At 53.0% G+C, this 23,123-nt stretch carries 24 protein-coding genes; 13 read left to right on the top strand and 11 right to left on the bottom strand.

From position 1 onward, the window contains the following. Positions 1–158 precede the first annotated feature (158 nt). From Q0824_RS02400 to Q0824_RS02375, 6 genes are all read left to right on the top strand, one after another. The gene (locus tag Q0824_RS02400; RefSeq protein ID WP_298447199.1) at positions 159–1,460 is read left to right on the top strand and encodes a TolC family protein; all 1,302 of its coding nucleotides are present in this window, start codon (positions 159–161) and stop codon (positions 1,458–1,460) included. Then, positions 1,457–2,623, top strand: coding sequence for an efflux RND transporter periplasmic adaptor subunit (locus Q0824_RS02395; RefSeq protein ID WP_298447197.1), 1,167 nt, complete (start codon positions 1,457–1,459; stop codon positions 2,621–2,623). The genes Q0824_RS02400 and Q0824_RS02395 overlap by 4 nt, the downstream gene beginning before the upstream one ends. Beyond that, on the top strand, positions 2,616–5,783 hold the full coding sequence (locus Q0824_RS02390; protein WP_298447195.1) for an efflux RND transporter permease subunit: 3,168 nt from the start codon (positions 2,616–2,618) through the stop codon (positions 5,781–5,783). The genes Q0824_RS02395 and Q0824_RS02390 overlap by 8 nt, the downstream gene beginning before the upstream one ends. Continuing rightward, the gene (locus tag Q0824_RS02385; RefSeq protein WP_298447193.1) at positions 5,777–6,466 is read left to right on the top strand and encodes a response regulator transcription factor; all 690 of its coding nucleotides are present in this window, start codon (positions 5,777–5,779) and stop codon (positions 6,464–6,466) included. Before Q0824_RS02390 ends, Q0824_RS02385 begins: the two co-directional genes overlap by 7 nt. Then, positions 6,453–7,760, top strand: a complete 1,308-nt coding sequence (locus Q0824_RS02380) for a HAMP domain-containing sensor histidine kinase (protein ID WP_298447191.1) — start codon at positions 6,453–6,455, stop codon at positions 7,758–7,760. Before Q0824_RS02385 ends, Q0824_RS02380 begins: the two co-directional genes overlap by 14 nt. 157 nt (positions 7,761–7,917) lie before the next feature. Continuing rightward, the gene (locus Q0824_RS02375) at positions 7,918–8,136 is read left to right on the top strand and encodes a hypothetical protein (RefSeq protein WP_298447190.1); all 219 of its coding nucleotides are present in this window, start codon (positions 7,918–7,920) and stop codon (positions 8,134–8,136) included. A gap of 69 nt (positions 8,137–8,205) precedes the next feature. Here the strand turns inward: Q0824_RS02375 and hemH are convergent, their stop codons facing one another. From hemH to Q0824_RS02355, 4 genes are all read right to left on the bottom strand, one after another. Continuing rightward, complete coding sequence (gene hemH / locus Q0824_RS02370) at positions 8,206–9,315, bottom strand: ferrochelatase (protein WP_298447188.1); 1,110 nt, start codon at positions 9,313–9,315, stop codon at positions 8,206–8,208. Positions 9,316–9,360: 45 nt separating this feature from the next. After that, positions 9,361–9,789 (bottom strand): TIGR01244 family sulfur transferase, encoded by a 429-nt coding sequence (locus Q0824_RS02365; RefSeq protein ID WP_298447186.1) that lies wholly within the window; start codon positions 9,787–9,789, stop codon positions 9,361–9,363. A 62-nt stretch (positions 9,790–9,851) separates the two neighbouring features. Further along, positions 9,852–10,283: a DUF6691 family protein gene (locus Q0824_RS02360; protein ID WP_298447184.1), complete on the bottom strand. Its 432-nt coding sequence runs from the start codon at positions 10,281–10,283 to the stop codon at positions 9,852–9,854. Positions 10,284–10,287: 4 nt separating this feature from the next. Then, entirely contained in the window at positions 10,288–10,725 is a 438-nt protein-coding gene (locus Q0824_RS02355; protein WP_298447183.1) for a YeeE/YedE family protein, read from the bottom strand. Between the two features lie 392 nt (positions 10,726–11,117). On the opposite strand from Q0824_RS02355, the gene Q0824_RS02350 reads away from it, so the two are divergent. Next, positions 11,118–11,534, top strand: coding sequence for a phasin family protein (locus Q0824_RS02350; protein ID WP_298447181.1), 417 nt, complete (start codon positions 11,118–11,120; stop codon positions 11,532–11,534). Between the two features lie 7 nt (positions 11,535–11,541). On the opposite strand, the gene Q0824_RS02345 is transcribed toward Q0824_RS02350, so the two are convergent. The 6 genes from Q0824_RS02345 to Q0824_RS02320 form a co-directional block, all read right to left on the bottom strand. Further along, on the bottom strand, positions 11,542–12,174 hold the full coding sequence (locus Q0824_RS02345) for a TetR/AcrR family transcriptional regulator (protein ID WP_298447179.1): 633 nt from the start codon (positions 12,172–12,174) through the stop codon (positions 11,542–11,544). 18 nt (positions 12,175–12,192) lie between these two features. After that, positions 12,193–13,005 carry an exodeoxyribonuclease III gene (xthA, locus tag Q0824_RS02340; protein ID WP_298447178.1) on the bottom strand — a complete coding sequence of 271 codons (813 nt, stop codon included), beginning with the start codon at positions 13,003–13,005 and terminating at the stop codon, positions 12,193–12,195. 81 nt (positions 13,006–13,086) lie between these two features. Continuing rightward, entirely contained in the window at positions 13,087–13,326 is a 240-nt protein-coding gene (locus Q0824_RS02335; RefSeq protein WP_298447176.1) for a hypothetical protein, read from the bottom strand. Positions 13,327–13,574: 248 nt separating this feature from the next. Beyond that, positions 13,575–14,723: a cyclopropane-fatty-acyl-phospholipid synthase family protein gene (locus Q0824_RS02330; protein WP_298447174.1), complete on the bottom strand. Its 1,149-nt coding sequence runs from the start codon at positions 14,721–14,723 to the stop codon at positions 13,575–13,577. Positions 14,724–14,779: 56 nt separating this feature from the next. Then, entirely contained in the window at positions 14,780–15,115 is a 336-nt protein-coding gene (locus tag Q0824_RS02325) for a nuclear transport factor 2 family protein (RefSeq protein WP_298447172.1), read from the bottom strand. Beyond that, entirely contained in the window at positions 15,112–16,068 is a 957-nt protein-coding gene (locus Q0824_RS02320) for an acyl-CoA desaturase (RefSeq protein WP_298447170.1), read from the bottom strand. Before Q0824_RS02320 ends, Q0824_RS02325 begins: the two co-directional genes overlap by 4 nt. Before the next feature lie 118 nt (positions 16,069–16,186). On the opposite strand from Q0824_RS02320, the gene Q0824_RS02315 reads away from it, so the two are divergent. After that, on the top strand, positions 16,187–17,230 hold the full coding sequence (locus Q0824_RS02315) for an FAD-dependent oxidoreductase (protein ID WP_298447168.1): 1,044 nt from the start codon (positions 16,187–16,189) through the stop codon (positions 17,228–17,230). Here Q0824_RS02315 and Q0824_RS02310 read toward each other — a convergent pair. Further along, complete coding sequence (locus Q0824_RS02310) at positions 17,220–18,704, bottom strand: phosphohydrolase (RefSeq protein ID WP_298447166.1); 1,485 nt, start codon at positions 18,702–18,704, stop codon at positions 17,220–17,222. The genes Q0824_RS02315 and Q0824_RS02310 overlap by 11 nt on opposite strands. Before the next feature lie 113 nt (positions 18,705–18,817). On the opposite strand from Q0824_RS02310, the gene Q0824_RS02305 reads away from it, so the two are divergent. The 5 genes from Q0824_RS02305 to Q0824_RS02285 all read left to right on the top strand — a co-directional run bounded on the left by Q0824_RS02305 (position 18,818) and on the right by Q0824_RS02285 (position 23,104). Beyond that, complete coding sequence (locus tag Q0824_RS02305) at positions 18,818–20,038, top strand: SpoIIE family protein phosphatase (protein ID WP_298447164.1); 1,221 nt, start codon at positions 18,818–18,820, stop codon at positions 20,036–20,038. A 16-nt stretch (positions 20,039–20,054) separates the two neighbouring features. After that, positions 20,055–20,546 carry an STAS domain-containing protein gene (locus Q0824_RS02300; RefSeq protein WP_200200716.1) on the top strand — a complete coding sequence of 164 codons (492 nt, stop codon included), beginning with the start codon at positions 20,055–20,057 and terminating at the stop codon, positions 20,544–20,546. Between the two features lie 66 nt (positions 20,547–20,612). After that, positions 20,613–21,680, top strand: a complete 1,068-nt coding sequence (locus tag Q0824_RS02295) for an NAD(P)H-dependent glycerol-3-phosphate dehydrogenase (RefSeq protein ID WP_298447160.1) — start codon at positions 20,613–20,615, stop codon at positions 21,678–21,680. Between the two features lie 34 nt (positions 21,681–21,714). After that, positions 21,715–22,164, top strand: coding sequence for a phosphohistidine phosphatase SixA (gene sixA, locus Q0824_RS02290; RefSeq protein ID WP_298447158.1), 450 nt, complete (start codon positions 21,715–21,717; stop codon positions 22,162–22,164). A 43-nt stretch (positions 22,165–22,207) separates the two neighbouring features. Then, a complete protein-coding gene (locus tag Q0824_RS02285; RefSeq protein ID WP_298447156.1) occupies positions 22,208–23,104 on the top strand; it encodes a radical SAM protein in 897 nt (298 codons plus the stop codon). Positions 23,105–23,123 lie beyond the last annotated feature (19 nt).

Here is a 23,123-nt window from a genome sequence, read left to right as displayed (position 1 = left end):
ATATCTTAACCCTTCGTTAACCGACCTTCCGATAGCCTGCATCCAGTCGTTTACCTCAGACCAGATCGCATTATTGGACTCTGTTTATGTGTCGTTACCCCTGCACGAAAGTGTTATTGCTCGCCTTATGCGGCCTCGTCGCTTCAGGCTGCAGCTCGTTGTCCACCAACCCGAATTATCTCACTCGCGCCGATACAGACCGTCAGAATATCGCACCCTGGTCAGAAATGGAGGATGGTTCCGAGACAGCCTATCTGGATGATTTGGTCAGCAGCGATGATCTGAGCGCGCTGATTGCCGAAGCGCGTGCGGCCAACCCGGATCTTGGACAAACACTGCTTTCTCTCGAAATTCTCCGTGCCCAATACCGGGCGACTCGGGCTGACCAGCTGCCCGAGGTCGAGGCTGGCTTCGGCGCCAATAAAACGGAAGACCTCGACACTTCCTACACCGGCAGCATCAGCGTCAGCTGGGAACTGGATTTGTGGGCGAAGATCTCTGATGAGGCGTCGGCAGCTGAGAGCGATGTCGCCGAACAGCTGGCTCTTTACCAGGCTGCCCGGGATACGCTCGCAGCCGAGGTTATGCAGGGCTGGCTGAAGCTGGTTAATCTGAATCGATCTGTTGCTATCGCAGAACAACGCGTGGAACTGCTTGAAAAAAACGAACAGTGGATTCTTCAGCGCTACCGATCCGGATTGGGTGACATTGAGGACCTCGACAGTGCCCAAAGCTCGGCAGCCAGTGCCAGAGCGACGCTGTTTGCCACTCAGGAATCCCTGCAGCAGCAACAAAGAGCTTTGAACCTGTTGCTCGGCCGGAGTTATGGCAGCACGGCCATTGCCGCCGACTACCCGCAAGTTCTTTTGCCCCTTGCCGGCCTGGCCGACCAGACGTTACAGCGCCGACCAGACCTTAAAGCGGCCTATCTGGCCATAGAAGCAAGCGACTTTCGTACGTCTGTTGCCTACAAAGAAATGCTGCCATCGATCAGCCTGGGAGCGGCTTTGAGCGACACAGGCACATCACCAGGCGAGGCTCTGTTAAAAAACCCGGTTTGGTCATTGCTCGGTCAATTAACGGCGCCTTTGTTTCGTGGCGGTGAGCTTAAAGCTAATGCTGAAGCTGCAGAACTGACCACCGCCAGGAGCTATCAGGCCTATCGGGAAACCTTACTGAACGCAGTGCAGGAAGTTGAAAATGCAATCGGCCAGGAATCAAGCCTGGCCAAACAGCAACAGCAGATAGACAGCGCATTGCTGAGTGCCCGCCGCAACTATGAGCAGTACCAGCAGAAATACCGGAATGGTCTGGTTTCTGTACTCGACCTACTCGAAGTGCAACGGCAGACCTTTAATCTGGAATCACAACTTAACGACTTAATCTACGAGCGTCTGAGCAACCGAATCACACTCGGGCTTGCACTGGGGCTGGGCATCAAGGAGACCGATCAGTCATGATCCGACCATACGCAAAATGGCTTGTTTTGTTGGCCGCCGTTGGCGTGCTGATCACCGTATTCCTTTATAACGGTCAGAAGCTTCAGGAACAGGAAAGTCGATCACTGCCCGCGAAAGAGGATGGTGGTATTGCACCGGATGTCGGTGTTATTCCGGTAATAACAGGATCTCATGCTGTCAACGTTGAAGCTTTTGGTGCGGCCAGATCGCGATATGAGATAACGCTCACTGCCCAGGTTTCCGGCCAGGTCTCTGAACTGGCAAGCGCGTTTGAATCCGGACGTATCGTCAGCAAAGGCGACCTTCTTTTGACATTGGAAGACAGCGATTATCGTGCGGCGCTTGCCAGCGCAGAAAACGATCTGGCCAGTGCGCAGGTAGATCTTCTCGAGGCCGAAAGAGAAGCAGAGCAGGCCGTTCTGGAGTGGAAGGCTTCCGGAATGACCGGCGAGCCGGACTCTCCATTGGTGCTGCGTGAACCTCAGGTAAAACAAGCACGGGCGGCAGTCGCTAACGCCGAAGCTGCGGTAATCAGTGCCAAAAAAGATCTGGCACAAACCCGTGTTAAAGCGCCTTTTGACGCGCTGGTTGTCAGCCGCTCGGTCTCACCGGGCAGCTATTTGCAGGCCGGTAACGACATAGCTGAACTCTACAGTGCGGACCGAATCGAGATCTCTTTGCCTTTATCTCAACTCGACTGGCAGAAGCTGCCGGATATCGAAGTGCTGGATAACGGTGAATGGCCGGTAAATCTGGTTTCTGTTGAAACCGGGCAGCAATGGCAAGGTTATATCCAACGCACGCAACTGCACCTGGATGAGACAAGCCGACAGCAGTCAGTGATCGCAGCTTTAGATCGGCCGCTGGAGCAGGCCAGCATGCTGGCGCCCGGCACATTCCTCAGGGCGGAAATCGAGGGCCGTGCACTGAGCGATCTCTGGCGCCTGCCTTCGTCCTCACTCAGCCAGCGAGGGGAAGTCTGGTACGTAAACGATGGCGTTCTGGCCAGGTTTTCCGCGGACCCGGTTGCCAGTGATAAGCAGGCCATCTATATCCGTCCACCGGCCTCGCTTTCCGGCCAAGCTGTGAACGTGCTGACGCATCCATTGAGCACCTATCTGCCAGGCATGGCTGTTCATCCGGTGGAGGCGTCCGATGACTGATCAAAGCTGGAACAAAGGCATCATACCCTGGTTTGCCAATAACCCGGTTGCGGCCAACCTTCTGCTGATCCTGGTGATCGGCCTTGGCGTTCTCCAGGTTGGAGACCTTCGCAAAGAAGCATTTCCGAGCACAGAACCAGACAGCATTTCTGTCTCGGTCACCTATAACAGTGGCTCAGCACAGCAGTCGGAAGAAGGGCTGGCTATCAAGATCGAAGAACAGCTGGAAGATGTTAACGGCATAGCTGACATCACCAGTACGTCTACCTCCAGCGGCTCAAAAGTTACTATCGAAAAGAAAAGTGATTACGACCTGGATGTGTTGCTGCGGGACGTAAAAAACAAAGTGGATGCGATTTCCACCTTCCCGGCCGATGCCAAGAGCCCGGTTATTGAAAAAGCGGAGCGTGAGGAGCACTCGCTCTGGTTGCAACTCCATGGCGAAACCGACCGCCACACCCTGCAGCAACTGGCCGAAGAACTGAAATCTGACCTGCTGGCAAAGGCTGACATCAGCCGGGTCAGCAAATCCGGTTGGCTTGACCCCATGATGTCGATAGAGATCGATGAGGGGCGTTTACAGGCCTACGGTTTGTCCCTGTCGGATGTCGAGGATGCGATCAATCAGGGCTCCTCCAGCACAATGACAGCGGTCCTGAAAAATGAACAGGTCTATCTGCAACTGAAAGCCTCGCAACAGGCTTATCTGAAAGAAGAATTTGCAGCCATTCCTCTGATCACCAGCAGCGATGGTGTGATTGTCGCCCTGGGTGATCTCGCTTTCATTAACGACACCTACGATGATGATACCGCGGTGCTGTCCCGCTTTGCCGGCGAAAACAGCATTGCTCTGCAAGTGATCACCACTGGCCTGGACGACATCACCGAGACGGTTGAAGCGGCCAAGCAGGTAGTCGAGGAATGGCACGGCAATGGAGCTCTGCCACAGGGCGTAGAGCTTACCAGCTGGTACGACCGGAGCACCTCGATCAGTGAGCGGCTGGATCTGCTCGTTAGCAACGCACTGACCGGCATTTTGATGGTGTTCGTTCTTCTGGCAGTCTTCCTGAACCTGACCGTGGCGTTCTGGGTATCCATGGGTTTGCCATTTATCTTCTTCGGAACCCTGTATTTCATGGGCGACCGGTTTGCCGGTCTTTCACTGAACGAGTTCACCACCTTTGGTTTCATCATGGCGTTGGGAATTGTGGTGGATGATGCCGTGGTTGTGGGCGAAAGCGTTTACACCGTGCGCAAACAGGAAGGCGACACCCTTCGCAACACCATCCGAGGCACCCTGCGCGTGGCGGTGCCCACGCTCTTTGGCGTGTTCACCACCGTTGTGGCCTTTTATTCTCTGTCGAATCTCAGCGGCAGGCTTGGGCAGGTATACGCCCAGTTCGCTGCCGTTGTCACTATTTGTCTGCTGTTGTCCATCGTCGAGTCGAAACTCATTCTGCCGGCCCACCTGGCACACCTGAATACCCACCGCAGAGCCAGCAAGAACCCGCTCCTTGAAATCTGGCGACGTATCCAGCAGGGAGCCGATTCCGGTCTTCAATGGTTCAACGACCGGATCTATAAAATGGTTATCGACTGGGCACTCGCATACCGGTATGCCGTTCTGGTTTTATTCCTTGCTCTATTTACGCTGGTTATGGCGATGCCTTTTAACGGTACCGTCAAGACCAGTTTTTTTCCGAACATACCTGGCGACACGGTCCGGGCAAACGTCAGCATGGAAACCGACGCCAGTTTTGGCCTGACTCATTCCGCACTGCTTGCTCTTGAGCAAAAAGCTTATCAAGTGGATGAGCAACTCATTAAGCGCGCCAACGTGGAAGTAGAAACCGGCATTGCCAACTTGCAGGTACTTTCCGGAAGTGACCAGTCCGGCACTGTCACGGTAGAACTGGCATCGGACTCCCCATACGATATCAATACTTTTTCCAACCAATGGAGACGTAGCGCTGGTCAGCCGGAAGGAGTAAGAACCCTTAGCGTGGCCAGCCGGCGCGGAACGGTAGACGCACTTCGTATTGAACTGAGGGCTTCTGATGATGAATTGCTGACAGCAGCCGGACGGGATATAAAGGAACAGCTCGCAACCATCCCGGCGATCAGTGGCATTGAAGATAACATCGAAGCCAGCCAGCCGCGCCTGTTCCTGGAACTTAACGCTCAGGGCAAAGCTTTGGGGTTGAGCACCGATACGCTGGCCCAGCAGGTGCTTCAGGCCTTCAGTGGTCAGGTGGTACAACGCTTTCAGCGCAATAACGACGAAGTAGAGGTTAAAGTCCGCTACCCGGAAGGTGCCCGGGAAAACCCGACGGACGTACTGAGTGCCAACATCCGGACAGACGACGGCACAGTGCTACCCCTGTCCAGTGTTGCTACGGTCACCTACGGCTACTCCAGGGATACCATTACCCGGATTGACGGCAAGCGGGCGCTTTACCTCTCCGCTGAAGTGGACAAGGACATTCTGTCGGCTTCCGAACTGGTCGCCAACCTGCAGAAGGATCTGGTTCCGACACTGGAGCGGCAATACCCGGGGTTGGATATCAATTTTGCCGGTGAAGCAGAGGAACAGGCAGAAACACAGACCTCTATGGTGCATGTGTTTATGATCGCCATGCTGCTCATCTACATGCTGCTGGCAATTCCCCTGAAATCCTACATTCAGCCCGTTCTGATCATGACCGCCATTCCGTTCGGAATTGTCGGAGCCATCTTGGGGCACTGGATGAACGATCTTTCCATCAGCATTCTGTCGCTCAATGGTATTATTGCGCTCAGTGGTGTTGTAGTGAATGACAGCCTTTTATTGGTATCCCGTTACAATGAACTGAAACCCGATGCAGACCATCAGATCGAAGCGATCAGCAAAGCTTGCAGGAGCCGTCTGCGCGCGGTTCTTTTGACGTCAGTCACAACCTTCGCCGGCCTGGCGCCTCTGCTGTTCGAAACATCAGCACAGGCACAGTTTCTGATACCGGCCGCCGTGGCATTGGGATACGGGATTATGTTCGCAACCGTCATCACCCTCATTTTGATACCTGTACTGGTCGCTATTCAGCACGACGTGACCGAAAGGTTCACAGATATTCGCCGCTGGTTTACTGTGAGGCCAGGTAAACAAGAGTCCGATCCATGCTGAAATTGTTATTGGCCGAAGACGATCTCGACCTGGCCCAGACGTTGGTGCAATACCTGGAGCTGGAGGGGTTCATCTGTGACCATGTCAGCAACGGTATTGCAGGGCTCAATCTGATCGGACAAAACAGCTACGACGTGCTGTTGCTGGATATTAATATGCCTCGCCTGGACGGCCTTGGGCTTTGTCAGCATTTGCGGGAGCAGGGCAACGACACCCCGGTACTGATGCTGACAGCGCGTGACCAACTTGACGATAAGCTGCAGGGATTTAACGCCGGCACCGATGATTATCTGGTCAAACCCTTTGAAATGGAGGAGCTGTTGGCCAGAGTGCGGGCGCTTTCACACAGGCGCAGCGGTCAGATTCAGAAGCTCACCTGCGGTGATCTGCAAATGAACCTCAGTGAGAAGAGCGTGCAGCGAAACGGTCAGGCCCTGAAACTGTCGCCCACGAGCTGGCGCCTGCTCGAACGCCTGATGCGGGCCTCACCGTCCCCGGTATCTCGTGAAGAATTAATGGATTCGGCCTGGGGGGATGACCACCCCGATAGCAACAGTCTCAAGGTTCATATTTACAACCTGCGCAAGGCCATTGATGGCCCCTTTTCTGAGCCGTTGCTGCATACCATCAGCGGAGCCGGCTTTGCTCTCAAAGCTCCCGGAACAGACAATGCAAATGTTTAGATTCAGGATTAGCCTCAGAACCGTTTTGATCGCCTCTTTTCTGGCTTTGGGGCTCATTCTGGTCGCGGCCTATACACTGGTCGCCAAGGAACATTTCATCCGGGGGCTGGATGCGGCGATGGCAGGCAATATGGAAAAAGCCGCTCGAACATTCAGTGAGGTGATTGGCGCAGGGGAAAGCGTGCAGGTCAGAGAGTTCAGCGGTTTTGACGTTGCAACACAATGGAACGACATGCCGGATTATGCTCTTCAGGCTTTTCCGAATGGACCAGGCAAGTCTGGCCAATTGCTTAAGCAAGAAGATAGCGCCTGGTTCAGCCGACCAAAATCAATCGTCTTTGCAATGCGCGACGATACCGATTACGGCCCACTTTACCTGAGTCAGAAAGTGACACCTCGACAAGCCTCGGAGGTGCTTCCGCAAGCCTCCCGGCAAAACCGAGTGTTCACGCTGACCGTCAGTATACTGGTGATTGGTTTTGTTTCTATTGTTGCCTGGCTGCTCCTGTGGCACGTGTCTCGCCCCATGGCAGCGTTGCGCGCCTGGACTCATTCTCTCGACAACGACAAACTCTCGGATCCGGTGCCGGATTTTTCTTATCCTGAGCTGAATGAAATGGCAGAGCTTATCCGCAACAGTCTCTCCTCGGTGCAGCAAGCGGTAGACCGTGAGCGGCGGTTTCTCAGGCACGCCAGCCACGAACTCCGGACACCAATCAGCACAATCCGCTCCAACATCGAGCTACACCGAAAACTGACTCAGAAACGAGAAAAGTTCGAGGACGAACAAAACATCGTCGATCGTATCGACCGCGCCAGTCTGACTATGAAACATCTTACCGAAACGCTGCTCTGGCTGAATCATGAACCGGACACCCCGCTTCAGTCCGAGGTTGTCGACTTATCAGAGCTGATAGGGGAGTTGGCTGCCGAGATGACGTATTTGTTGGCGGGAAAGCCTGTAACCACCGAAATTAGTGCCTCCCCTTATAGCTGCACTGTGCCTTTGGTGCCCGCACGCATCATTCTGGGCAACCTGATACGGAATGCTTTTCAGCACTGTTGGGAGGGCACAGTTGTTATTGAGCAACAGGAAAACCGAATTACGATCAGCAATCCCGCACCACCGGATGGAGAAGATACGGCCACACAATCCTCACACAATACTGGCTACGGACTTGGGTTGGAGCTCACCACGACTCTCAGTCAGCGAGTTGGATGGCATTACACGTCCAGTCGCCACGGAAACTGTCATCGCGTGGTTGTTGAAGTTGGAACCCGCCTGGAGAGCTAGCAAGCAACTTCAATATCGGCGCTATGAAGTATCAAGCAGTCCAAAGAATGCTTACCTGGAATACTGTATGCTTCAGGCTTTAAACTTAACAAAACACCCCCATCTTAGCTTCTATAGCCCAACTAGCATTATATTTGGCGCCATCCGGGAGTGAGTTATGTCTGATGATAAAATGGATACCGTGAAAGACACCGGCGTTGATGATCGTCGCGATCGTAAATTTTCTGTGTCTACTAACCGCGGCCAGGCCAGCCATAGGGTTCGCTATGTTGAGGCGGGCGGTGCCGGCGTGGATATTGATGAGTGCACTTTTTGCGAAGCGATGCCCGATCTTTCAGGGACTGGGCAGCGCCAAAAGGATGAAGAGGGAGAGTAGGGCGTTCAATGCTTAATGAGCATTTTTTGAAACAGGCTCAGAAACGGTAAATGCTGCTGAGCCTTTGATTCAAAGCTCCCGACCAGGATAGATTGCATTTTTCTGCTCATCTGCGCGCTGATTGCGGGCGATGAGCGATTCAGGCTGGTTATCTGGTAGTTGCCAGCCTTTGAGGTTGTCTTCAATCAATTGCACCAGGGCCTCAATGTGCCCGGGTGTCGCATTCAGCGCAGTGATGTAGCTGAAGCCTTCACCGCCTGCCTCCATAAAGTACCCGCGATTTTCTTCATCAATTTCTTCAATGGTCTCAAGGCAATCAGACGAAAAGCCCGGGCAAAACACATCTATGGACTTTATTCCTTGGCCGGGAAGGGCTTTCAGCGTTTCGTCGGTATAGGGCTTGAGCCACTCTTCTCTACCGAAGCGAGACTGGAAGGTGGTCATATAGTCGTCTTTCGCCAGGCCAAGCCGCTCAGCAAGAAGTCGTGAAGTTTTGTGGCACTCGCAGTGGTATGGGTCGCCCTTGGTGAGGTATTTAAGGGGCACTCCGTGATAGGAGAGGATCAGCTTCTGGTTGCGCCCTTTCTCTGCCCAGTGGCTCTCAATATGGCGGGCCATCGCCTCAATGTAGGGCGGGTAATCCGGATAGTGTGAGATAAAGCGTAGATCCGGTAACCAGCGGCGCTTAGAGAAATCTTTGGCAATGGCATCGAACGTCGAGGCCGATGTAGAAGCGGAATACTGCGGGTAAAGGGGCAGCACTATCAGTTTCCTGACACCCTGCTGTTGCATTTCATCAAGCACCCTTGGAATAGAAGGGTTGCCGTAGCGCATGGCAAAGCCTACAACCACGTCATTGCCGTATTTCTTCCTCAGAACCCCCTGAATACCTTCAGCTTGCTTGGCCGTATGAATCAGCAGTGGGGAGCCCTCAGGTTGCCACACACTGGCATAAGCCGCAGCGCTGCGCTTGGGGCGTATGCGAAGGATAACTCCGTGCAATATCAGCCACCAAAGGGGGCGAGGTAGTTCAACTACTCTGGGGTCAGAAAGAAACTCACCGAGATATCGTCTTAAGGCTGAGGGCGTTGGGGCATCGGGTGTGCCCAGGTTGGTTACCAGCACACCAATCCGTTCCGGTTGGTTGTGCCGGAAGTTCTCTGAACCTATGTATTGCATGGGGAGGTGAATCCTGAGCGTTGATCGTAAAGAACGAGGTGATATTTACTGGCCGCGAGCTTGCTGCGCCATGCGAGGAGCCAGACCACTGATGTCGTAACCGGCACCCCGCGCCTTGGTGAAAACTTCCTCGGCGTTAGTGCTGCGGGCCGCATTGAGCGCCCAAAGCACCGTGCAGCGGGTACCGCTTCTGCAGAAAGCCAATACGGGTTTGTCGGAATTCTGGATCATGGCGCCAAAACGATCAACATCGGCATCTGTTACATTACCCGATGCGACAGGCATGTAAACCCAGCTCATGCCGTTTTCCAATGCTGCTGCCTCAATATCCGCCATAGCAGGCTGGCCAAATTCTTCCTGGTCGGGACGGTTTGCAACCAGGGTTTTGAAGCCAAGTCTGGCGGCTTCTGCCACATCTCCATATGTGATTTGGGGAGAGACAGAAATCGTGTCATCAATCTTTCGGATATCCATGGGGGGTAGTCTCCGGATTCAATAAAAGAGCGAGGTTATCATCTCATAGGTAGTGGCGCCTGTCAGAATGAAGGGCCGGATCTCATACGCTCGGCCATCTCGAATATCCCCATCCCAACAACCATGGATGCTACAAATACAACAGCTTTGATTTCACCCGCGCCCAAACCCACAAGTCCTGGCCCCGGGCAGAAACCGGCAATACCCCAACCAGCACCGAACATCAGGCCACCGATGATCAGGCGCTTATCTATGTGAGTATGTGTCGGTACTTTCATGTTGAAGCCAAGGAATGACAAAGCTCTTTTGCGAGCAATGGCAAATGCAAAAAGCCCAACCAGAACCGCTCCACCCATAACGAACGCAAGAGATGGATCCCAGAGACCTGTAATATCAAGAAAGCCCAATACTTTTTCCGGGTTTGCCATACCAGATACGATTAGACCAAAGCCAAACAGCAAGCCTGCAAATAAAGATGCCAAAGCAGATTTCATGAAATTACACTCCCAGTACGTGTCGGATAATATAAACAGTTACAAACCCGGCGAACATGAAGCTCAAGGTTGCCACGAATGATCTGGGTGACAGCCGCGATAGTCCGCAAACGCCGTGACCGCTTGTGCAGCCGGAGCCATATCGCGTACCTATGCCCACAAGGAGACCTGCAATTATCAGGGCAGGGTATCCAGCCTCTATCTCAATGGGTGGCAGCTCCGCGGCGAGCATCCAGATAGCCGGTGCACCGATGATTCCGGCGAGAAATGCAATTCGCCAGCTGATGTCGCCGGAAGATGGAGAGAGCAGCCCTCCGAGAATTCCACTGATTCCGGCAATCCGTCCATTTAGCAGTAGAAAGCTTGCAGCGGCGAGACCTACCAGTACGCCACCAATCAGTGCCGACCAGGGAGTGAAACTACTCCAGGCAATGTCAATCATTCAGTAACTCCTGTAACGCGTCATTTCAGAAAAGGAATACCAATTGCTTGTGATGCTAAGCGGCTTTTATGGTTCATAAAGGAATAAGCTTATAACCAGTATTAATCATACCAAAAAAAAGCCCGGCGGGAATGCCGGGCAGAGGCGTGCGAGTAGTATCCATGAAAGGCTTCCAGACAAACCGGCGTCAGCGAGGACTCCGGTATAAGCAAGTATTGCCTATATTTTGAACACTTCAAGCTGACAGCCTCTTTGCGTGGGAACATTTTTGCATATAAACCCCGCTGTTATACTGAGCCCTTCTGCAATGGGGCTTTCAGCCCGACTGAAATTGCCTGCTAGCTGTAATATAATGGGCTTTAAGCGAACTATCCCTTCCCAGAGGTTGTTACATGTCTGATGAGAACGACAAAAACCCGGAAAATGATCCGCAACTGGCTGCAAAAATAAAGGACTCAGCACGGCAGATCTGGCTGGCTGGCCTTGGAGCCTATACAAAAGCTGAGGAGGACACAGGCCGCTTTTTTGAGCGCCTTGTTCAGGAAGGCGAGCAGTTGGAGAATAAAACCCGGGGAGCGGTGGAGAAACAAATTCGCTCCGTGGAGGATCGGGTTGAGGGTGTTCGTGAGCGGGCAACAGGCACTTGGGATAGGCTTGAACATCTTTTTGATGAGCGCGTGTCGGGCGCATTGCGTAGGCTGGGCATTCATCGCAGGGAAGATATAGCAGCCCTGGAGCACAGAATTGAAGCACTGGAAGCGGAACTCTCGATGCTACGTGGCGGGAATCGCTCAGACGAAGAAGAGTAAAAGTGCCTTACATCAGGTAATCCAGGCTGATCAGTTTCGCATGCTCCTGAGCATCGGGTGCGAAATAGGGCAGCATCAGGTGCATCATCTGATATACGCCACGACCGGGGTCTACCAATTCCCGGTCATGAAGATGGGATAGTGTGTCATACGCACTCCAGTAGCAGGCAGTCAGGGTGAGTTGCTCACACAGCGAGCCCAGATCATCGTCTGCAATTCTCATCATGTTCTGGTTTCGCAGGCTTTCGCAGATGCTACGGAAGGCTCCGGTCTTCTTTTTAAGTATCCGTTTAAACCGCAACTGCAAGCGTTCGTAGCGGGATAATACATTCACCAGATCCTGGTACAGGAACCGATACCTTGCTACAGCTTCAAATAGCATGTGCAAGAAGAAACTCTGTTGATCAAGGCTGATATCCACATCTTCAGGAACACTCAGCAAATCCAGCACTTCGGACTCAAACGCAGAGAACAGCTCCTCTACAATGTCGCCCTTACTCTTGAAGTGGTAATACAAGTTGCCAGGGCTGATATCCAGCTCATCCGAGATCAGTAACGTCGTGACGTTGGGCTCACCCAAACTGTTGAATAACGACAGGCTGGTGTTGAGTATTCTGTCCCGGGTTTTAATTTTTGTCATATCGGCCCTGGCCAGGTATCAGAGTTCGAATGTAGCCCACACCGGGCAGTGATCGGATGGCCGCTCCATGCCGCGGAACTCGTAAGATACGCCAGCTTCCTTTGCTTTCGTTAACAGGCCGTCGCTGGCCATGATCAGGTCGATGCGCAGGCCCCGTTTGGGCTCCCGGTCAAACCCTTTGCTGCGGTAATCAAACCAACTGAATGTTTGTGCCTCATCGGGGTAGAGGTGGCGAAATACGTCGGTATACCCCCGGGCTTCAATCTGTCCCAGCCATTCACGCTCTTCCGGGAGGAATGAGCATTTGCCCGTGCGAAGCCATCTTTTTGCGTTGTCCGGGCCTATGCCGATGTCTTTATCGGTAGGGGAGATGTTCATGTCGCCCATAATCACCACGTGGCCATCCCGATCGTTAAGTTCGTCAAGATAGGCCATGAGATCCGCATAGAACTTTTCTTTGGCTGGAAACTTGGTTGGGTGAGCACGGCTCTCCCCTTGGGGAAAGTAACCGTTAAGAACAGTAAGTTTTTTCCCGTTAATGGTGAACTGGCCGGTAATCATCCGGCGCTGGGCGTCTTCATCGTCCCCGGGGTAGCCTTTATGAACCTGATCCGGCTCCATGCGAGACAGCAGCGCTACACCGTAGTGGGTTTTCTGGCCATGAAAATGCACGTGGTAGCCCAGCTCGCGAATGGCCTCAACCGGGAATTCTTCATCTCTTACCTTGGTTTCCTGAAGGCCGATAAAGTCCGGGTTATGGCTTTCGATCAGTGCTTCAAGCTGGTGCAGGCGGGTACGTATACTGTTGACGTTAAAAGACACAAACATCATGGCTAAAAACTCTCCGGCGTTGGTTGCTGCAGGAGTTTACCACATTGAAACCACTGATCTGCGTCCATAGCGACAGCAGTTTCAGGGAGTGAGGTCACATTCCGGGTAGCTGCTCACGTCATAATGAATGGTTGCGGTGTAGTTTTGGTCGGCGTTCTTGCGCACGTTGGTGAGGCCCACATCCACTACCAGATCGTCCGAAACCTTCACGCTGTGACGCTCGGGTTGGCCCTTGGGCGGGTTCCATACGACCGCTGCAGAGTCCGAATCTGGGTAGTTGATATCAAGCGACTCCTGAAACTCTGGTTGTGTGTAGTTCACTGTTGGGCGCAACGCAGATGCGCGGTAATCGAGGCGCTTTTCCCGCGCTGGATGCAGCTACGCCAGTAAACTCAAACACATCGGCGTACACCTGTCCCGCCGAGGCGGCCAGAACAAATGCAGCAGGTATACATCCAAAGCCCCGGCTCATCTACGTCAACCCCGGGTAGAGTAACTTTCGGGCAAACAACAACAGCGGAAACACCAAAAGCCAACCTAATGCCAAGGCGGCCAGGGAGAGCGGCAGATCAGGCAGGGAAACATCTCCCACTCAGTATGTTCTGCCGCTTGTTGCCGGGTTTGGCGAAAACCAACTGTGATACCCCGATAGCCCGCTCGCTGAATCCTGCTTCGCAGTAAGCGAAATAGAAGTGCCAGAGCTTGCGAAAGGCTTGGTCGTAGCCCATGGATTCAAGGGCTTCACGGTTGGCCATAAAGCGGTCGCACCAGTCCCGGAGCGTGCGAGCATAATGAAAACCGGCGTCTTCCGAGTGGGTCAGAACCAGGTTTGACTGATTACGCATCGATTCCAGAATGGCACCGAAGGAAGGAATAAAACTCCCGGGGAAGATAAAACGCTGGATAAAGTCCACATTTTTCAGAGCGCGTTGGTATCGCTGTTCCGGCATATTGATCGCCTGAATCAGGGCCAAGCCATCTGGTTTCAGCAAGGCGTTAATCTGGCTGAAGTAGCTGTCCAAAAACTGCGGACCTACGGCCTCAATCATTTCAATAGAAACCAGCTTGTCGAACTGACCTTCCAGATCGCGATAATCATCGAATAGCAGAGTGATTTTGTCGTCCAGGCTCTCGCTGCGTACTCGCTCTTGTGCCAGTGCCAGCTGTTCTTCGGAAATCGTGGTGGTGGTTACGTGGCATCCGTAGTGTTTGGCAGCATGGATGGCAAAGCCTCCCCAGCCGGTGCCTATCTCGATCACCCGGTCGCCGGGTTGTAAGTCCAGATTTCTACAGATGGTGTCCAGCTTATGAACGGCTGCTTCTTCCAGTGTCGAATCATCGCTGGGGTAAATCGCAGAGGAATACATCATGGTGGGATCCAGGAAAGTTTCGAATAGGTCGTTGCCCAGATCATAGTGCGCGCTTATGTTCTTTCGAGAGCCGTCTTTTGTATTGCGGTTCAGCCAGTGCAAGCCTTTCAGAGCCGGCTTGGTGACCCAACTGAACTTATCTTCAAACTCGTTCATCCGGTTTATATTGCGTGTGAAGAACCGGAGCAGGGCAACAAGATCAGGTGACGACCAATCCCCAGCCACAAAGGCTTCGGCCGCACCAACGCTGCCGCCGGTCAGCAGGTCTAGCCAGGTGCTTTGGTCGTGAATTACTAGCGCGGCAGGAGGATAGTCAATGCTGCCATCGCCAAACATCAACTCCTCCATGCCGGATTCCCGAATTGTGAGGGTTCCGGCGCCCAATTGCCGTAGCTGTTGAATAATCAGGTTGCGCGCAACTCTGCGTGTATCTCACGCCCGCCTCGAATGCGTTTGTGGCGTAAATGCATTACCCAGGGAATAGTGGCAGAGCTGTCCTGAACCACGGCATCTTCAAAAACAAATTGGCAGGAAATAACGTTGGAATAAGCCCCGGCGAAGTAATGGGTTAACGCATCAAGGCCTTCGACAGCACCAAGCGGGTCCTGAAACCGGATATTTTCGCTGTACACAGCAGGCAGTTTATTCAGATTACCCTTGTCCAGCTGGTTGAACAGCGTTTTGAACGCTTCCAATGTGGCGGGGACAGCCGAATTGGGACAGCCAACTTCGATTTTCATTTCTGCACCTTCCTGAGTTCGTCACGCTGGCGGGTTTCTTCCTGAATATGCCTGGAGATCGGGTTCAAATCCCAGATGATGCCTAATTTCGATAGAGCCCAAAGCCCATACCAGGTGATGTCTATTTCGTACCAGCGGAAGCCCTGGCGTACTGACTGCGGCCACCGGTGGTGGTTGTTATGCCAGCCTTCACCCAGAGTAAGCAGAGCTAACCAAAAGTTATTTCGGCTATCGTCTGCAGTTTCAAACCGACGCTTGCCCCACACATGGGAGAGCGAGTTAATTGAGACGGTTGCGTGAAACAGCACCACCGTTGATATGAAAAATCCGCAGACCAGCATCTGCAGGCCGTTCGTGCCAAGCCCCGGCGCCCAGGCTGCCAGCGCCTCACCCAAGCCGAATATCAATACGGCAGAAGCTGCTGGTACCAGAGCATCAAAACGGTTTAAAAGCTTGAGTTCGGGGAACTTCAGCCAATCTCGTATGCGTTTTTCATCAGTTATGAATCCTGCATCGCAGGCGAACCACCCCATATGAGACCACCAGAAACCTCCATGATGAGGGGAGTGCAGATCTTGTTCACGGTCTGAATGCTGGTGGTGGTGCCGGTGATGCGCTGCCCACCAAAGTGGCCCCCGCTGAGCGGCGCTGGCGCCAAGCACGCCAAAGGCAAATTGTGCCGTGCGGCTGGTTTTAAAGGTCTTGTGGGCAAAGTAGCGATGGTAGAATCCGGTAATGGCAAACATTCTCAGCCAGAAAAACACCAGGGCGAAACCAGCCGCGAATGCGCTTACGCCCGTGTAGAAGGCCAGCAAACAAGCCAGATGCAGAGCCAGAAACGGTATGACCCGCACGATGTTAAAGGCGCGGGAGGTTGCATCTATGTGATCCGAACCTGCGTCGGAATCGAACCATCTTTGAATATTGATGAAAAAGTTTTGCACTCGGGTCATACCCTGATTGCCCTTTTGTTCTGAATGGAACCTGTACAGCGAGGAGTTCGGAAAGCCCGGGCCCTGCCGCTTGCTCGTTTGTACGCTCTGACCACTGTTATTGGATGCACCCAGAACCATGTTTAATGAGACGATTTGTGAAAATGATATACGCCGTATCGCGATAATTGGTTCAGGCCTTGCCGGTTTAACTGCCGCCATCAAACTGAAACAGCAGGGCCACGATGTAACAGTGTTTGAAAAAAGCCGAGGCCCAGGCGGCAGGCTCGCAGCAAAACGGGTTGCGGATGGCTCTGCCGATGTGGGTGCTCAGTACTTCACGGCCCGCAATCCGGAGTTTCTGCCCTTTTTGACGGAGTTTGCCGGTAACAATAGTTTTAGTACGTGGGATGGCCACTTTGGGTTTCAGGATAAGCAAGGTGAGTGGCAGAGTTTTCCTGATGAACCCCGCTATGTTGGTACGCCGAGAATGACTGCTATTTCCCGTGCACTTGCGGCCCATGTAAATGTGGTAACGGAAACCCGCATTGAACAACTTACCCGTAAAGAGGGTAGGTGGTTACTTTCGGATACTGATGGAGCGCAGGTGGGCCAATTCGATCGGGTTGTTATCACCGCGCCGCCGGCCCAGGCCAGAGATTTGCTGGTGCAGAGTGACTTGCCGGAACTGGCTGCGCAGCTTGATGATGCAGTAAGTCGGGTTTTACCTTGCTGGGCTGTGGCCGCCAGGTTTGAGGAAGATCCATGGCCGCGCCACGTTGGCATGCGGTGTGACCACCCCGCGCTTTACTGGGTGGCCAATAACTCCAGCAAACCTGGGCGTGAAAATGCAGATTCTCAGGACAAAAGTGTGTGGTGGGTGTTGCATGCAAACGCTGACTGGACAGAACAGAATGTCGATGCAACGCCGGAGCAGGTAACGGCAGGCCTGGTCACAGCCTTCCGGGAACTGACAAGAACGGATGCCACAGTAACCGATTCAGTCGCCCATCGCTGGTTGTATGCGCGCTCAGAAGGTGGTGCCAACCCCGGCCACCTTTGGTTTGAAGAGCAGGGTATCGGCCTTGCCGGCGACTGGCTCTGTGGCGGCAGGGTTGAAGGCGCGTTCGACAGCGCCTGCAGCCTGGTATCTGTGTGTTCGGAAGCGCAGGTTAGCCGGTGATCTTTTTTGCGGCATCTACGGTGGAATCCGGTCGGGTATAAAAGTGGGTGATGGTTCCGTCGCTGAATTTGCTGAAAAAAGCACTGACATCGGTGATCTTTTTCAGCGAGCGGGTACGGTTCACCGGGTCCCGAACCAGCACCTTGATGCCGTTGAAGTTATCCTGAATATTGGAAAAACGAGCCCGCATGGAGCAAGTCACCACCTGGGCCGGATTCAATTTCATGGCCTCAGCCAACCAGGCACTATGGCTGGCAATGCTGCTGGCGGAAAGATCCTCACGGGTATCCAGATGGTTCAGTTTTACCCGATTGACGATACAGAAGGAGAAGCTCTCGGGACGCTGGCGGGCAACCTTCCGGAAAGCTTCCCAAAAGAAGTTATCAGTAAGTTCTGCAAAGTACTGCATGTTACTCAGGCAGGTATCAACCCACTCAAAACTTTCTGCATCTTCAAGAACTTCGTTGATGGCCTCACGCAGTAGCCAGTCGAATCCCAGCGCTGTTTTGTGGGCGTATACTTTGCGGTACATCTGGTAGCGGCTATAGACAAAGTCCTCAAGCGCTCCCAGTCCTTTCTGGGTAATTGCCAGGCCCAACCAGGGTTCTGATTCGTCCCATCCGATGCGCAGGTTGCTTAGTAGGTGATCGAGGTTGAACCCACCGATGGTCACCGAAGAGTGGAACCCGTCGCGGAGCATGTAATCCGCGCGATCGGCGTCAATTTCTCCGGACACGATGGATGAAAGCAGGCCAAGCACCAACTGCGGAATATTCTCGCTGATCAAGGACCCAGCTTCTGCATCTTTTCCTGCAATAAAACCCCAAAAGGTTCGGGCATGACGGCAGAAGGTCTCGCTGGGTGTTACCTCGGTGGTTTCCATAATGCCGATAATATCTTCGGCATGGAGGCCAGCACCTTCCATATCCACGGCTGCAAGCACATCGTGCGCCACTCGCACGGAATAGTGCTCATGCTCCAGTTCCTCTGGTTCGGCACGGTGGTAGGCAGAGTAATCGACACCTTCCCACAGGTCGGCGAAGCGACCGGGGCGGCTCATCAAATCACGAATCCGCTGTGCCTTGGTGAACTGGTGGGAAAAGCTTGAGTGCCCACTGTCATGAAGCAGACACCCCATGCGTATGGTTTTTGCCAGATAATCAATGGCATCCAGTTGGCTAAAACTGAGGTCTGTCTGGTCACTAAGTTGACGCTCACGCAGGTAGGCGTCGATCATTGAGCGGAACATGCGCGTACCAACGTGCATCACGCCAATGCTGTGCAGAAACCGGGAGTGTGTTGCGCCGGGAAATACCAGGCTGAGAATATCGTTTTGGCAGATGTTTCGCAGGCGCTGGAACAGAGGGTGGTCGATGACCTGCACCTCATGGCGATATAACGGAATTGCACCGTGAACCGGGTCCATAATCAGCTTGTCATAAGCGCCCAACAGGTCATTTACCGCACTTCTCATTCGCAGGAATCTCCGGGTTTCGTGAAACTGGCCTTGTTATATCACAGGGGCGTGCCAAAATAGGTTTTGAAACGCCGATTTTCCTTTATCGCTGGTAGTTTAGGGCAGCAGCCATGACCTCGCGCACCGGGCGCCTACTCATTCGAATCCTGATCATTGATGCCGACGAGAAAACTCGCGCCGAACTTGCGCGTTACCTTGAAACCAGGGGCTTTTACGTGTCTGGCTATCATGATTTGGCCACGGCAAGTGCAGTCATTGAAGATAACATGCCCGATGTTATCTTTGCAGACCTTATGCCCCCTCAGATCGAGAGCCTGGCGGATCAGCTGGAAGAAGCCGAATCACCCACGCCCATTGTTGCATTCTCCGCCACTGAATCGAGCAAGCAGGTCGTCGATGCGCTTCGTTCAGGGGCCTCGGATTTCGTACTCAAGCCATTTGGTAAAGACAAAAAATCCCTGAGCGATGTAATTCGCAAATTACTCGACCGTGTAAGGTTAAGTCGCCTTAATCAGCTGTATCGCCAGGAATTGGAAGACGCCAACCGCGACCTTCGAAATGGTATTGCCGAGCTGCGGGCTGATCAAAGGGCAGGGCGCAAAGTCCAAATGCGCATGTTGCCCGAGAAAGAGCAGTTTACCGGTGGCCTGTATGTCGATCACCTGATTAAACCTTCGCTCTTTCTGAGTGGTGATTTTCTCGATTACTTTCCCCTTAGTGAAGACAAAACGCTGGTTTATATTGCCGATGTGTCGGGCCACGGTGCCAGCTCTGCATTTGTCACCGTGCTGCTGAAAAACCTGAGCAACCGTTTGCAGCGCAATCTTCGCCGTGGCTCCACCGATGACATTCTTTATCCTGATCGGTTTTTGCAGCGCATTAACTCCGAGCTGCTCGACACGGGTCTCGGAAAACACGTAACGATGTTTGTTGGTATCATTTCTATTAGCGAGCGTAAGTTACGGTATTCGGTGGGCGGACATTTTCCGATGCCGGTGCTCTCTTTTGATGGTGGAGAAACGGCATTTCTCGAAGGCAGCGGCCTTCCGATTGGACTGTTTGAAACCCCGGAGTGGGAAGTATACGACGTTGCTTTGGACAAACCGTTTCATCTGATTCTGTTTTCAGATGGGATTCTGGAAGTCATCCGGCAAAAGAGTCTGGATGAAAAGGAGCAGAGACTACTTGAACTCGTATCTGGAGGTCGTCACACTGTCGCATCTCTAAGCGAGGCTCTCAATCTCGATGAGATCACGGAGTTGCCGGATGATATCGGTATAGTGACGGTTACTGATACAGTTAAGGTGTCAGACAACACATCGTTGAAATAATGGCAGTGTGAGAGACATGGCTGGTTACAAGATCCTACAGGCTGAAAAACAGGGCATTTATGTCCTTAAGTTTATTGGAGAAATCCGGCTGAACCTTTGTTGCACGCTGGATAATCTGGTTGACTCCATTACCCTGGATCCGCACTTCAAAACCGTGGTGATCGATCTCACGGAAACTGAAATTATTGACAGCACCACCCTCGGCCTTCTTGCTAAAATTGCGATGGCAGCCCAAAAGCAAAGCCAATTCTTACCTACGCTTATTACAACCAATCCGGATATTACCCGTATTATCACCTCCATGGGCTTTGATAAGATCTTTATTATTGTCCGTGAACCTGCTTCTCGCATCGAAGAACTCGAAGAAATACCTGTGCTAAGAGCGAGCGAGCAAGACGTGCGAGACAGGGTACTGGCCGCCCATAAAGTTCTTATGGGGCTGAACAGCCAAAACCGGGAAGAGTTCAAGAATCTTGTTCGCGCCCTGGAGTGCGAAGAACCCAGCTGAAATGCTGTGGTTGTCTCATCAAGGCCCCAACAGATTCGAACCTGATTCAAAACAGACGGAACAACTATGCCTGAAAAAAACGAGCCTCTAAAAAACGGGGCCGAAGCGCCGGTGCACGATGTAGCGGTGCTCGGAGGCGGCAGCTTTGGCTCTGCCCTGGCAAAGGTACTCGGTGAGAATGGCCACCGGGTTCACTTCTGGATGCGTGATGAGGCCCAAGCTGAAGAAATACGCAAAACCGGCATTAATAGCCGTTATATGCCTGGTGTCTTAATCAAAGGCGATATACAGCCGACCACAGACCTGGCCAGCGCTGTAAGCAAGGCGGAAATCGTATTTGTCGCTATCCCCAGCAAGGCATTCCGTGCCGTAATCAAAGAAAACAGTGGCAACTTTCCTCAAGGGCAGATTGTTGTAAGCCTGACCAAGGGCATAGAAGCGAATGGCTTCAAGCTCATGAGCGAAATTCTTCAGGAAGAGATTCCTCACTGTCGTATTGGGGTTCTAAGCGGCCCGAACCTGGCGAACGAAATCGCAAACCGGGAGCTTACCGCCACGGTGATTGCAGCCAAAGATCCCCAGGTAAGAAGCCGGGTTCAGGATCTTCTGGGATGTGAGTACTTCCGTGTGTACGCCAACGTGGATATCTATGGCGTAGAACTAGCGGGCGCACTCAAGAATATCTACGCCATTGTTTCTGGTTTAGCCTCCGCCCTGAATATGGGTGAAAACGCCAAGGCCATGCTGATTACCCGCGGGCTTGCGGAAATGAGCCGCTTTGCTGTCAGCCTTGGAGCCAACCCAATGACCTTTTTGGGGCTTGCGGGCGTAGGCGATCTGATTGCTACCTGCACTTCTTCAAAAAGCAGAAATTTCCGGGTTGGCCATGCTGTAGGCCAGGGTAAGAAGCTGGATGATGCAGTGGCTGAGCTAGGACAGGTAGCGGAAGGTATTTACACCCTGGAGCTGGTGAAAGAAAAGGCTGAAGAGCTAGGGATCTACATGCCCTTGGTTCGCGGGCTTTTTGAGATTTTGTACGGAGACGCGCCCATCGGTGTCGTAATCAACAAGCTGATGATGTCCGTGCAGAACTCCGATGTGGAGTTCATACTGCCTAGGACAGTCGCAGAATAAAGAGTAATACGGGAGCCACTAGTGGAGGTTAACTGTGCATCTGCTCATTATGCGTCATGGCGAGGCTGGTTGGCACTCGCTTGATCAGGAACGAACGCTCACCGAAATTGGCCGCAAGCAGGTTGCGCAGTGCGCGACGCAGATCGCCTCGTCGCCTTGGCGCCCAGAAGTAATCTGGAGCAGTCCCTACATACGCGCACGACAAACCGCGGCCATTGTCTCTGAAATCCTGAACTGCCCTGTGGAAGAGAAAGATTTCATCACACCGGATGACGACCCTGGGGTTTGTCTGAATGCTCTGCTTGAAAACAAGCACTCACCGTTGATGCTGGTATCGCATATGCCATTGGTGGGAGCCTTGTCTACATTGCTCATTGATGGGCATCGCCGCGGTATACCCTTTATGACTTCGCAAGCAGTGGTTCTTGATATGCCCGTAGTAGGGCCTGGTTGCGCAGACTTGAAAACTCAGTTTCTGCCCTGATTGAATGTTGGTCAGGGTCACTTCTATTGTTTGAGTACATACTATGTACAGTTTTCCTATTGACTATGTTGAGCCGGTTTTTCGGCCACCGAGCGAAGCAAAATCGCTAATTCTGCCGGTTACTAACGGCTGCTCCTGGAATAAATGCACCTTCTGCGAAATGTATACTCAGCCACAGAAGAAATTCCGCGCCCGCAAGCCGGAGGATGTCCGCAAGGATATTGAAAATGCAGCCAAAAGCCTGGGCGGAGTAAAGCGGGTGTTTCTGGCGGATGGAGACGCCATGGTGCTGCCCACCCGGCGATTGCTGGAGATACTGGGGGAGTTGAATGCGGCGTTCCCGGAATTGCAGCGAGTGTCCAGCTACTGCCTTCCCAGAAACCTTGCCAAGAAGACTGTGGAAGAACTCAAACAGCTGCGGGAAGCCGGGCTAAAGATTCTCTACGTTGGAATGGAATCGGGGGACGACGAGGTCTTGCGGCGCATCAATAAAGGGGAAACCTGGGAATCAACGCGTTCTGCCTTGGTGAAAATTCGTGAAGCGGGGCTAACCAGTTCTGTAATGGTGCTGAATGGTTTAGGTGGCGAAACCCTTTCCCGCCAACATGCCATCAATACGGCAACCTTGTGCAACGAAACCCAGCCCGATTACCTCTCTACTCTGGTGGTCAGCTTTCCCCAGGGCGAAGAACGTTTCCGTGAAGGGTTTGGTGCTGATTTTGTACCGCTTTCCCAGCAAGGCCTGTTTGAGGAGATTCGAACCTTTCTCGAGCACCTTGAACTTGATAGAACCATATTCAGAAGCGACCACGCCTCAAATTATCTGGTCCTTAAAGGAACCCTGGGGCGGGACAAGCAGAAATTGTTGGATCAGGTTAACCTTGCCATCACAAGCCCGGGCGCAGTGCCGCTCAGGGCTGAGTGGCAGCGTGGGTTGTAAATTACCGGTTAACGGAGCA

This window comes from uncultured Marinobacter sp. (assembly GCF_947488835.1).
Classification (GTDB): Bacteria; Pseudomonadota; Gammaproteobacteria; order Pseudomonadales; family Oleiphilaceae; genus Marinobacter.
Note: the sequence above shows the minus strand (reverse complement) of the source record. Positions and strands in the feature narration are given on the sequence as shown.

What these genes read in the sequence shown, in the direction of transcription:
- Q0824_RS02395 (WP_298447197.1), top strand. Translation starts at nt 1,457, where the DNA reads ATGATCCGACCATACGCAAAATGGCTTGTTTTGTTGGCCGCCGTTGGC.
- Q0824_RS02390 (WP_298447195.1), top strand. Translation starts at nt 2,616, where the DNA reads ATGACTGATCAAAGCTGGAACAAAGGCATCATACCCTGGTTTGCCAAT.
- Q0824_RS02385 (WP_298447193.1), top strand. Translation starts at nt 5,777, where the DNA reads ATGCTGAAATTGTTATTGGCCGAAGACGATCTCGACCTGGCCCAGACG.
- Q0824_RS02380 (WP_298447191.1), top strand. Translation starts at nt 6,453, where the DNA reads ATGCAAATGTTTAGATTCAGGATTAGCCTCAGAACCGTTTTGATCGCC.
- Q0824_RS02375 (WP_298447190.1), top strand. Translation starts at nt 7,918, where the DNA reads ATGTCTGATGATAAAATGGATACCGTGAAAGACACCGGCGTTGATGAT.
- hemH (WP_298447188.1), bottom strand. Translation starts at nt 9,315, where the DNA reads ATGCAATACATAGGTTCAGAGAACTTCCGGCACAACCAACCGGAACGG.
- Q0824_RS02365 (WP_298447186.1), bottom strand. Translation starts at nt 9,789, where the DNA reads ATGGATATCCGAAAGATTGATGACACGATTTCTGTCTCTCCCCAAATC.
- Q0824_RS02360 (WP_298447184.1), bottom strand. Translation starts at nt 10,283, where the DNA reads ATGAAATCTGCTTTGGCATCTTTATTTGCAGGCTTGCTGTTTGGCTTT.
- Q0824_RS02355 (WP_298447183.1), bottom strand. Translation starts at nt 10,725, where the DNA reads ATGATTGACATTGCCTGGAGTAGTTTCACTCCCTGGTCGGCACTGATT.
- Q0824_RS02350 (WP_298447181.1), top strand. Translation starts at nt 11,118, where the DNA reads ATGTCTGATGAGAACGACAAAAACCCGGAAAATGATCCGCAACTGGCT.
- Q0824_RS02345 (WP_298447179.1), bottom strand. Translation starts at nt 12,174, where the DNA reads ATGACAAAAATTAAAACCCGGGACAGAATACTCAACACCAGCCTGTCG.
- xthA (WP_298447178.1), bottom strand. Translation starts at nt 13,005, where the DNA reads ATGATGTTTGTGTCTTTTAACGTCAACAGTATACGTACCCGCCTGCAC.
- Q0824_RS02330 (WP_298447174.1), bottom strand. Translation starts at nt 14,723, where the DNA reads ATGGAGGAGTTGATGTTTGGCGATGGCAGCATTGACTATCCTCCTGCC.
- Q0824_RS02325 (WP_298447172.1), bottom strand. Translation starts at nt 15,115, where the DNA reads ATGAAAATCGAAGTTGGCTGTCCCAATTCGGCTGTCCCCGCCACATTG.
- Q0824_RS02320 (WP_298447170.1), bottom strand. Translation starts at nt 16,068, where the DNA reads ATGACCCGAGTGCAAAACTTTTTCATCAATATTCAAAGATGGTTCGAT.
- Q0824_RS02315 (WP_298447168.1), top strand. Translation starts at nt 16,187, where the DNA reads ATGTTTAATGAGACGATTTGTGAAAATGATATACGCCGTATCGCGATA.
- Q0824_RS02310 (WP_298447166.1), bottom strand. Translation starts at nt 18,704, where the DNA reads ATGAGAAGTGCGGTAAATGACCTGTTGGGCGCTTATGACAAGCTGATT.
- Q0824_RS02305 (WP_298447164.1), top strand. Translation starts at nt 18,818, where the DNA reads ATGACCTCGCGCACCGGGCGCCTACTCATTCGAATCCTGATCATTGAT.
- Q0824_RS02300 (WP_200200716.1), top strand. Translation starts at nt 20,055, where the DNA reads ATGGCTGGTTACAAGATCCTACAGGCTGAAAAACAGGGCATTTATGTC.
- Q0824_RS02295 (WP_298447160.1), top strand. Translation starts at nt 20,613, where the DNA reads ATGCCTGAAAAAAACGAGCCTCTAAAAAACGGGGCCGAAGCGCCGGTG.
- Q0824_RS02285 (WP_298447156.1), top strand. Translation starts at nt 22,208, where the DNA reads ATGTACAGTTTTCCTATTGACTATGTTGAGCCGGTTTTTCGGCCACCG.